This is a genomic window from Parafannyhessea sp. (genome assembly GCF_051876455.1).
Classification (GTDB): Bacteria; Actinomycetota; Coriobacteriia; order Coriobacteriales; family Atopobiaceae; genus Parafannyhessea.
In genome coordinates this window covers 29,815-39,061 of sequence record NZ_JBJEHW010000167.1, presented here as the reverse complement: position 1 = coordinate 39,061, position 9,247 = coordinate 29,815, and the positions used below count along the sequence as shown (strand labels likewise).

Annotated in this window: 8 protein-coding genes; all 8 read right to left on the bottom strand. The window is 66.8% G+C overall.

The genetic code is table 11. The annotated features are described in order from the left end of the window. The coding region (locus ACI38Z_RS07470) for a TCP-1/cpn60 chaperonin family protein (protein WP_439789561.1) at positions 1–238 on the bottom strand (238 nt) is incomplete at its 3' end. 49 nt (positions 239–287) lie between these two features. Then, positions 288–578: a co-chaperone GroES gene (gene groES, locus ACI38Z_RS07465; RefSeq protein WP_439789560.1), complete on the bottom strand. Its 291-nt coding sequence runs from the start codon at positions 576–578 to the stop codon at positions 288–290. Positions 579–885: 307 nt separating this feature from the next. Next, entirely contained in the window at positions 886–2,814 is a 1,929-nt protein-coding gene (locus ACI38Z_RS07460) for an NAD(+) synthase (protein WP_439789559.1), read from the bottom strand. Position 2,815: 1 nt separating this feature from the next. Then, a complete protein-coding gene (locus tag ACI38Z_RS07455; protein WP_439789558.1) occupies positions 2,816–4,441 on the bottom strand; it encodes an amidohydrolase in 1,626 nt (541 codons plus the stop codon). Between the two features lie 12 nt (positions 4,442–4,453). Continuing rightward, the gene (locus tag ACI38Z_RS07450) at positions 4,454–5,884 is read right to left on the bottom strand and encodes a M20/M25/M40 family metallo-hydrolase (RefSeq protein WP_439789557.1); all 1,431 of its coding nucleotides are present in this window, start codon (positions 5,882–5,884) and stop codon (positions 4,454–4,456) included. Between the two features lie 2 nt (positions 5,885–5,886). Beyond that, positions 5,887–6,672: an amino acid ABC transporter ATP-binding protein gene (locus tag ACI38Z_RS07445; RefSeq protein ID WP_439789556.1), complete on the bottom strand. Its 786-nt coding sequence runs from the start codon at positions 6,670–6,672 to the stop codon at positions 5,887–5,889. A gap of 3 nt (positions 6,673–6,675) precedes the next feature. Continuing rightward, positions 6,676–7,956: an amino acid ABC transporter permease gene (locus ACI38Z_RS07440; RefSeq protein ID WP_439789555.1), complete on the bottom strand. Its 1,281-nt coding sequence runs from the start codon at positions 7,954–7,956 to the stop codon at positions 6,676–6,678. Positions 7,957–8,052: 96 nt separating this feature from the next. After that, entirely contained in the window at positions 8,053–9,012 is a 960-nt protein-coding gene (locus ACI38Z_RS07435; RefSeq protein ID WP_439789554.1) for a transporter substrate-binding domain-containing protein, read from the bottom strand. Positions 9,013–9,247 lie beyond the last annotated feature (235 nt).

Below are 9,247 nucleotides of genomic sequence, written 5' to 3'. Positions count from 1 at the left end.
TCTTGGTGGCGACCTCCTTCACCAGCTGGGCGCCCATGTTCTCGATCGGGTCCTTGAGCTCGATCTCCTTAGCGACGGACACGCCGTCGTTCGTAATCGTGGGGGCGCCGTAGGAGCGCTGCAGCGCGACGTAGCGGCCCTTGGGGCCGAGCGTGGTGGTGACGGCGTCAGCGAGCGTGTTGACGCCCTTGGCGAGCTTGGCACGAGCGTCGGTGCCAAAAACGATGTCCTTTGCCATTATCTGTACCTCCGTGTCGGGAATTTCTTAGCAGAGAAGAGCGACCGAGCTAGTCGGTAATAATCGCGTAGATGTCGTCGGCGCGAAGCAGGAGGAAGTCCTCCCCGTCGACCTTGACCTCGCTGCCGCCGAACTTGCCGTAGTAGACCTGGTCGCCAACCTTGACGTCGGGGACGATGCGCTCGCCCTTGTCGTTGACCTTGCCGGCACCGACGGCGATGACCTCGCCGCGCTGCGGCTTCTCCTGCGCGCCGGAAGAGATGTAAAGGCCGCTGGCGGTCTTCTCCTCCTTGGGAGCGGGCTTAACGAGAACGCGGTCACCCAAAGGCTTAAGAGTCATAGTCAAAACCTCCCACTTTCGTGCTAGCAGCACATCCTATTTATTGGCTGAGGGGGAACTTGCTCCCCCGCACCTGTCCAACGTTCTGAATTCTACCCAGAACGAAATTCTTATACCACACAAGAGAAAAAATCTTCCTACGGACACTTAGATTTTCTCGTACAAGTCAACGCATGGTAGCCGGTAGTCGCGCCCCGGCATCCCCACGCGGGCGAGAAGAACCTCCCCCGGCCCCAGACCGGGACCAGGGGAGGTCGCCAAAAGCCACTTGTGCCGGGGCAAGACGCGCCCGCGGGCGCCCCGGAACCTACAGCCCCTCGAGCTCCTTCAGCCAGAGCGCGGAGCACGCGTCCGAGGGCATGCGCAGGTCGCCGCGGGGCGAGACTGCCGCAGATCCCACCTTGGGCCCGTCCGGCAGGCAGCTGCGCTTGAACTGCTGCGAGAAGAACCGCCGGTAGAACGTGCGCAGCCACTTGACGATCGTGGCGTCGTCGTAGGAGTCGCCCAGCGCGCACCGTGCCAGCCGCAGCACCTTGCGCGGGGCAAAGCCACGGCGCAGCACCTGGTACAGGAAGAAGTCGTGCAGCTCGTAGGGGCCCACCAGGTCCTCCGTGCGCTGGGCGATGGTGCCGTCCTCCTCCGCCGGCAGCAGCTCCGGGGACACGGGCGTGTCCAGCACGTCGAGCAGCACCTCGGAAAGCGCGTCGGAGTCCGTCGTATCCGCCACGTAGCGCACCAGGTGCCGCACGAGCGTCTTGGGCACGGAGGCGTTCACGCCGTACATGCTCATGTGGTCCGCGTTGTACGTGGCCCAGCCAAGCGCCAGCTCGCTTAGGTCGCCCGTGCCCACCACGAGGCCACCCTCCTGGTTGGCAACGTCCATCAGGATCTGCGTGCGCTCGCGGGCCTGGGCGTTCTCGTAGGTGACGGAGTGGTCCTTCTCGTCATGCCCTATGTCGGCGAAGTGCTGGCGCACGGCCTTGGTGATGCTCACCTCGCGCAGCGTGGCGCCCAGCGCGTCGGCCAGCACCTCGGAGTTGCCGTGCGTGCGCTCCGTCGTGCCAAAGCCCGGCATCGTGACCGCGATGATGCCCGTGTGGTCCATCCCCAGGATGTCGAAGGCGCGCGCGATCACCAGAAGCGCCAGCGTGGAATCGAGCCCGCCGGACACGCCGATCACGGCCGAGCGCGAGTGCGTGTGCGCCAGACGCTTGGCCAGCCCGTACGACTGGATGGACAGCACGTCCTCGCAGCGGGCGTTGCGCTGCGCCGGGTCGCTCGGCACAAACGGGTGCGGGTCCACCTTGCGCGTGAGCTCCGTCTGCTCCACCTCGAGCGAGAAGGACGTGGCCACGTAGCCCGCGGCCTCCGCCGTGGGCGCGGCCACAAACGTGCTCAGGCGCCGGCGCTCCGCGGCGAGCATGTCCACGTCGACCTCGCTCGTGGCGCTGGCCTCGCCAAACGGCCTGCCCTCCGCGAGCAGCGCGCCGTTTTCCGCCACCATGTCGTGCGCGGAGAAGACCAGGTCCTGCGTGGACTCGCCCCAGCCGGCGCTGCAGTACACGTAGCCCGCCACCAGGCGCGCGGACTGCCCCGTCACGAGGCTGCGCCGGTAGGCGGCCTTGCCCACGATCGCGTTGGAGGCGGACAGGTTGCAGATCACGGTCGCGCCCGCCAGCGCGTGCGCGATGGAGGGCGGCTCGGGCACCCAGAGGTCCTCGCACACCTCAGCCGCGACTACGAGGTTGGGCACCGTGGCGCAGCGGAAGAGCTGCCTCGTGCCAAAGGGGACGCCCTCCTGCCCGGCAAAGTCCAGGCGCGTCACGTCCGCCGGGCCCGCCGTGAAGTGGCGCGCCTCGTAGAACTCGTTGTAGTTGGGGATGTGCGTCTTTGGCACGATGCCCAGCACCCTGCCGTGGCAGAGCGCAATGGCGCAGTTGTAGAGCTTGCCGCCCGCGCGCACGGGGGCGCCCACCAGCACCAGGGCGTCCACCTTGGACGTTCCCTCAGCTATGGTGGCCACGCCCTTCTCGGCCGCGTCAAGAAGCTCGTCCTGCCAGAAGAGGTCCTCGCAGGTGTAGCCCGTCACGGCGAGCTCGGGCAGCACGATCACGCGCGCGCCATCGAGCGAGAAGGACTCCCTCACCTCGCGCACGATGCCCTCGACGTTGGCGTCCACGTCGGCCACGCGCACCATGGGGGTGCGTGCCGCGACCTTGATGAATCCGTCCTGCATGCTATGCCTCCCAGACAGGGCTTCCGCCCACGTACGTGGCGATGGTTCCTACGTGCTGGATGCGCTCGGGGTCCGCCTGCATGAGGTTGGTGTCGAGCACCACGAAGTCCGCCAGCTTGCCGGGCGCGAGCGTGCCCAGCTCCGCCTCGCGGCCCGTCAGGCGCGCCGGCCCGCGCGTGTAGGCGTCGATCGCCTGCGCCATGGGGATGCGCTCCTGGGGGAGCCACCCGCCCGCCGGCTGGTTGGTCGCTGGCACCTCGCGCGTGACGGCGCAGCTCAGGACCTCCATCGCGCGGTCGGGCACGCAGGGCGAGTCCGTGCCGAAGGCCATGGTGACGCCGGCCCTGCGGTAGCTCGCGAACGGCCACATGAAGCTCGCGCGCTCCGGGCCGAGGTCGCGCTCGGGCTGCGTCACGTCGATCACCACGTGCTGTGGCTGGACGGAGGCCACGAGGTCGATCTTGGCCATGGCCCGCACGTCCCCGGGCGTGAGGTTCTCTATGTGCTCGATGGCGTTCATGCCCAGCCGAGGGCGGCCGTACTTCTCGCGCGCCTCCGCAAAGATCTTGATGGCGCAGCTGATGGCCCTGTCGCCGATGGTGTGGATGCGCGTGGCGATGCCCCGCTCCGCGGCCGCGAGCACGTAGCGGCGCATGACCTCGGGGTCGACGGTGGGACGGCCGCAGTCGCCCGGGAAGTAGGGGTTGGCGTAGGGCTCGTGCAGCCACGCCGTGTGGGCGCTCGATATGCCGTCGAAGAACTGCTTGGTGCCGGGCACGCGCACGAGCTTGCCCGTGAACTCGCGCTGCAGGCGCTCCACGCGGTCGAACTCGCCCACGTTCTGCGGGTACAGGTTGAAGCGCATGGGGACCTGGCCGGCCTCGAGCAGCTCGCGGTAGATGTCGTCGTACACGAAGTCGGTGCCGGGGATGGCGCACAGGGCCATGTCGCACACGCTCGTGATGCCCTGCGAGAGGCTCATCTGCATGTAGTCGCGGTAGGCGTCGATCACCCTCTGGCGCGGAAGGCTCGCGAAGACCTTGGCCACGTAGTACATGCCCGCGGCCTCGTGGATGACGCCCTTGAGGTGGCCGTCCGCATCGCGGTCGAAGAAGCCTCCCTTGGGAGGCTCGGTGTCATCCGTGATGCCCAGCGCGGCGAGGCCGGCGCTGTTGACCCAGAGCGTGTGGAGGTCGCCCTCGTACATGCAGACGGGGCGGTTGGGGAAGGCCGCGTCGAGCGAGGCCTTGGTGGGCGGCACGGCCGGGTCCCACAGCGCCCAGCGGAAGCCCTGGCCCAGCAGCCAGCCGTCGCCGGGGTGCGCCTGGGCAAACTCCTGCATTTTGCGGACGCAGTCCCTCTCGCTCGTGCCCGCGTACGAGAGCGCGAGGTCGCTCCTGAAGAGCGCCGTGTGGAAGACGTGCTGGTGGGCGTCGTGGAAGCCGGGACAGACGAAGGCGTCGCCAAAGTCGCGCACCGGCGCGCCCTCGGGCAGCACGTCCGCGAGGCGCTCCGGCGCGACGACGTCGGTTATGGTGTCGCCTGACATGACGAGGGCGCACCGCGCGTCTGGATGGGCCTCGTCCAGGTAGACGTGGTTGGAACGGACGGCGCTGAGTGAGCCCACGGTGAACACTCCCTAGAGTAGTGCCTCCTGTACGAGGCGGATGAGGAACCTGATGCCCTGCAGGTAGGAGCGGCGCGTGATGCGCTCGTTGGTACCGTGCACCCCGCGCTCTATCTCGTCTGCGTCTGCGACGAAGGGCGAGAAGCGCAGGCACGCGTCGCATACCCCCTCGTACATACTAGCGTCTGTCGCACCCGATTCCAGGGACGGCACGAGCGGAAGCGGCTCGGCGGTCTGCGGGTCGCGGAAGTAGCGCGACGCCACGGACCTGAGCAGCTCGAACCCAAGGCCGTCCGAGCGCGACGTGTGCGAGGGGCTGTTGCTGACGGAGCGGTCGAGAAGGACCTCGACGCCAAGGTCGTCGACCAGCTCGTGGACGCGGGCCTCGACGTCGTCCATGGTCGTGCCGGGCAGGATCCGGAAGTTGATCGTGGCGCTCATGTCCTGCGGCATCACGTTGGACTGCTGGGACGAGCCCTCGATCATGGTGGGGGCCACGGTGGTGGTGACCAGCGGATAGAGCGCCGGGGTCTGCACGAACACGCGCGCGATGGCATCCGCGTTGGCGTCGATGGCCACGCGGCCGCCCGCGGTCAGGCTCGCGAGCGGCTCCTGCGTGATGTACGGGGCCAGGGTCTGGAGCGTGGTGCGGTCAACGTCGATCAGCTCGACCGGCCAGGCGTCGCTGGCAACGCGGTCGATCGCCTTGGCAAGGCGCGCCAGCGACGTGCCGCCAAAGGGGTTCGACGAGTGCCCGCCCGCGCTCCGCACGGTCAGCACGACGTCGGCGTAGCCCTTCTCGGCCAGGTCCACCGGCATGCAGTGGCAGCCGGGCGCGCCATAGACGGAGGCGTCCACGACGTCGTAGTCGCCCTCGTCCAGCAGGAACTCGAGGCGCACGCCGCGCCGCTCCAGGAGCCTGCCCATGGCGCGGGCGCCGGACTGGAGGGTCTCCTCGTCCTGGCCCAGGCAGACGATGAGCGTGCGGCGGAACTCCCAGCCGTGGCGCAGCGCGTACTCGACGGCCTCGAGCACGCCCACGACCTGGTCGGTCATGTCGAGCGCGCCGCGGCCCCAAACGTACTCCGCGTCCACGTAGCCGCTGAACGCGTCGTGCGTCCAGTCGCCCTCCGTGCCGGACACGACGGGGACCACGTCCATGTGGCCCATGAACATGGCCGGGCGCAGCGTCTGGTCGCTGCCATGGAGCGTGAGCATGAGCGAATGGTCGACCTTCTCGACCTCCGCCGTCTCGAACACGTAGGGGTAGGCCCTGCGGAAGAACTCCTCGAGCTCGTCGAAGGCCGCCCAGTCCGTGCCGTCGTGCGTGGGGCCGTCCACCGTGGGGATGGAGAGCGCGTGGCCCAGCCGCTGGCACAGCTCGTCCTCGTTGAGGTCCGGGTAGTCGTCCTCGTGCGAGAAGAACCGCCACACGTCCGCCATGCCTATGCCTCCTGCACCTGGTCGGGCTTGTCCTCCAGGTAGCGCGAGAGGAACTCGCGCGTGCGGGGCTTCCTGGGGTTGGTGAAGATCTGGCGCGGGTCGCCCTCCTCGGCGATGACGCCCTGGTCCATGAAGACGACCTTGTCGGACACGTTCTTGGCAAACTCCATCTCGTGCGTGACGACGACCATGGTCATGCCGTCCTTGGCGAGGTCGCGCATGACGGAGAGTACCTCGCCCACGATCTCGGGGTCAAGGGCGGAGGTGGGCTCGTCAAAGAGCATGAGGTCGGGCTTCATGCACAGGGCGCGCGCGATGGCGACGCGCTGCTTCTGGCCGCCGGAGAGCGAGGTCACGGGGGACTTGGCGAAGTCCGCGAGACCCACCTCGTCCAGGTGGCGCATCGCCTCGGCCTCCGCGTCGGCCTTGCTCGCCTTCTTGAGCGTGACGGGCGCGAGCGTGCAGTTCTGGAGCACGTTGAGGTTGTTGAAGAGGTTGAATCCCTGGAAGACCATGCCGATCTTCTCGCGCAGCTTGTTCACGTCCACGTGCTCGGCCGCGAGGTCCTGGCCGTGGAACCACACGTGGCCGGCGTCGGGCGTCTCGAGCAGGTTGATGCAGCGCAGGAGCGTGGACTTGCCGGAGCCGGACGCGCCGATGATGGTCACGACCTCGCCGGGCATGACCTCGAAGTCGATGTTGCGGAGGACGACGTGCCTGCCAAAGCTCTTGCGCAGTCCCTCGATCCTGATGACGGGCTCCTGGCCCTGGGTGCTAACGCTTGCCATGGCTTACATGCCTCCCCTTCTGACGCGGTCTTCGCTGTGGTCGACCTCGACCTTGATCGTCTTGTCCGCGGAACCCGCGACGCCCGTGGTCACGGCGACCTCGGAGGAGGACAGGACGGGACCCATCGCGGGCGCGTCGAGGTGCTTCGCGAGCATGGAGAGGAGCTTGGAGGCGACCATGGTGAGGATGAGGTAGCAGACGGCCGCGGCGATGTAGGTCTCGAGCTGACGGTAGTAGATGCCGGCGACGGTCGTGGTGGCGAACATGAGGTCGAACACGCCGATGACGGAGAGGACCGAGGAGTCCTTGATGTTGATGACGAGCTCGTTGGAGAGCGCCGGGATGGAGTTCTTGATGCCCTGCGGGAAGACGACCTTGCTCATGGCCTGCCACTGCGAGAGGCCGAGCGAGCGCGCCGCCTCGGTCTGGCCGGGGTCGACGGCCTCGATGCCGCCGCGCAGCACCTCCATCATGTACGCGGTGGAGTTGAGCGAGATCGTGACGAGGCCGGCGACGAAGGTCGACCACACCGCGCGGATCTCGTTGGTACTCATGCCCGAGCCGGACAGCACGGCGAAGCCTGCGAAGTAGATGATGAGCGACTGGACCATCATCGGCGTGCCGCGGACCACGGCGGAGTAGACCTTGGCGAAGCCGCAGCCGATGACCTTGAGGAAGCGCACGAAGTCGTTGTCCGGACGGTCGATCTTCTGCAGGCGCAGGAACACGAGGAGCAGCGCGAGGAAGAACGCGATGACGGTGCCGAAGACGGCGAGCTCGATCGTGGTGGCGATGCCCCTTGCAAAGATACCGCGGCCCTTGTAGACCATGTACACCATGCCGCCCACGAAGTCCTGCGGGTTGGCGTTGGAGCCCAGGGCGGACTTGACGATGGCGACGAAGCCCATGATCGCGCGGTCCACGAAGAGCACGGCCGAGAAGAGCCAGACCACGTAGGAGCAGACGCGCTCCACATGCCTGGCCGCCGGCTTTGCGAACGGGGACTTCTGCGCGTAGTCACGCCAGTGCACGAGCTTGGTCACGAGCGCGACCAGCGAGACGACGACCCACGCCATAAGGGCGTAGTACATGACGACCTCGAGCGCGTAGGCGTTGGCGAGGAAGCTCTGGCTCGAGCGCGGCTGCATGGAGAACCACATGCCGATGAGGGCCACGACGCTCGTGCCGAGCAGCACGTAGCGATGGTCGCTCGTGAAGAAGCGGACGAGGCCGCCCTTCTCCTCTTCCGTCGAAGGCTCCTGGGCCTCCTGAGTTGTGCCCATGGGCACGACCTCCTTAAAAGCAATGCGTGTCCCCGTCGTCTGCGCGACCACGGGGGCACGTCCTTACGAAGCTATCTTGCGCGGCGCACGTCTATGCTACGACGGCTGGCGCTCGACGCAGGCGTCGAACATCTTGGTGCGGGTGTCCTGGTCGACGGCCTTGATTGCCTTGTTGATCTTGGCGAGGATGGCCTTCTGGCCCTTCTTGAGGCCGACGTTGGCCGGGACGGTCTCCTTGAAGCCCTTGCCCTTCTCGAACTGGATCGCGACGAGGTCGGGGTTGGCCTTGAGGAAGCCGTTGGTGTTCTCGGTGTTGTACGTGATGGCGTCGCACGTGCCCTGGTTGAGCTGCGAGAGCTGGTTGGGGACGGAGTCGACCGGGGTGAGGTGGTTGACGTTGGGGATCTCGTCGATGACGGTGTCGAGCAGCGTGTCCTTCTGGCCGAGGACCGCGGCGCCCGAGAAGTCCTTGAGCGAGGTCGCGTTGGCGTACTTGGAGCCCTTCTTGACGAGGAGGCCGAAGCCGCCCACGAAGTACGGGACGGAGAAGTCGACGGACTGCTTGCGCTTGGCCGTCGCGGACATGCCGGCGATGATGACGTCGATCTGACCGTTGTTGAGGGCGTCGATGAGGCCGGAGAAGCTCATCTTGACGGCGACGGGCTCCATGTCGAGCGCCTTGGCGACGATCTTGGCGAACTGCACGTCATAGCCATCGGCGTAGGCGCCGTCGACGTTCTCGATGGGGATGGTGTACTCGGTCTTGGTGGTCGTCTGCCAGTTGTAGGGGGCGTATGCGGCCTCCATGCCGACGCGCATCTTCTTGCCGTCGCCGAGGACGGTCTTCTTGGAGGACTTGGACGAGCTGGAGGAGCTGCTGTCCGAGGTGCCCTGAGCCGCGGGTCCACAGGCCGTGAGGAACATGAGCCCACCTGCGGTGAAGGCCGTGATGCCGGAGAGCTTCAGGAAGCCACGGCGGGACATGTCCCTCTCGCCCAGTGCTCCTGCCTTGCCCGTCTGGCCGGTAATGCGTCCGTTAGCCTTGCTGTTCTCCATCGTTTCCTCGATTCCCTGTGGAGTGATGCGGTCGGTTTCCCCTTTCGCGCGACGCAACCGGAGGGGACCCATTCCCCTCCCCCTTGCAACCTAATGCGAGAAAGTTACGCGCACACGTACACCTTATAACGATTTGGGCCTGAAGCAGACCCAAATGAGCGGCCGTAACGACTGCGTAACGACTTTGGTTGGTAAAAGGACACATGTCCGCTTTCGGTCGCGGGCATGTGTCCTT

Excerpts from the sequence above, each read along its gene's own strand:
- ACI38Z_RS07440 (WP_439789555.1), bottom strand. The coding sequence starts at position 7,956 with ATGGGCACAACTCAGGAGGCCCAGGAGCCTTCGACGGAAGAGGAGAAG.
- groES (WP_439789560.1), bottom strand. The coding sequence starts at position 578 with ATGACTCTTAAGCCTTTGGGTGACCGCGTTCTCGTTAAGCCCGCTCCC.
- ACI38Z_RS07435 (WP_439789554.1), bottom strand. The coding sequence starts at position 9,012 with ATGGAGAACAGCAAGGCTAACGGACGCATTACCGGCCAGACGGGCAAG.
- ACI38Z_RS07445 (WP_439789556.1), bottom strand. The coding sequence starts at position 6,672 with ATGGCAAGCGTTAGCACCCAGGGCCAGGAGCCCGTCATCAGGATCGAG.
- ACI38Z_RS07460 (WP_439789559.1), bottom strand. The coding sequence starts at position 2,814 with ATGCAGGACGGATTCATCAAGGTCGCGGCACGCACCCCCATGGTGCGC.
- ACI38Z_RS07450 (WP_439789557.1), bottom strand. The coding sequence starts at position 5,884 with ATGGCGGACGTGTGGCGGTTCTTCTCGCACGAGGACGACTACCCGGAC.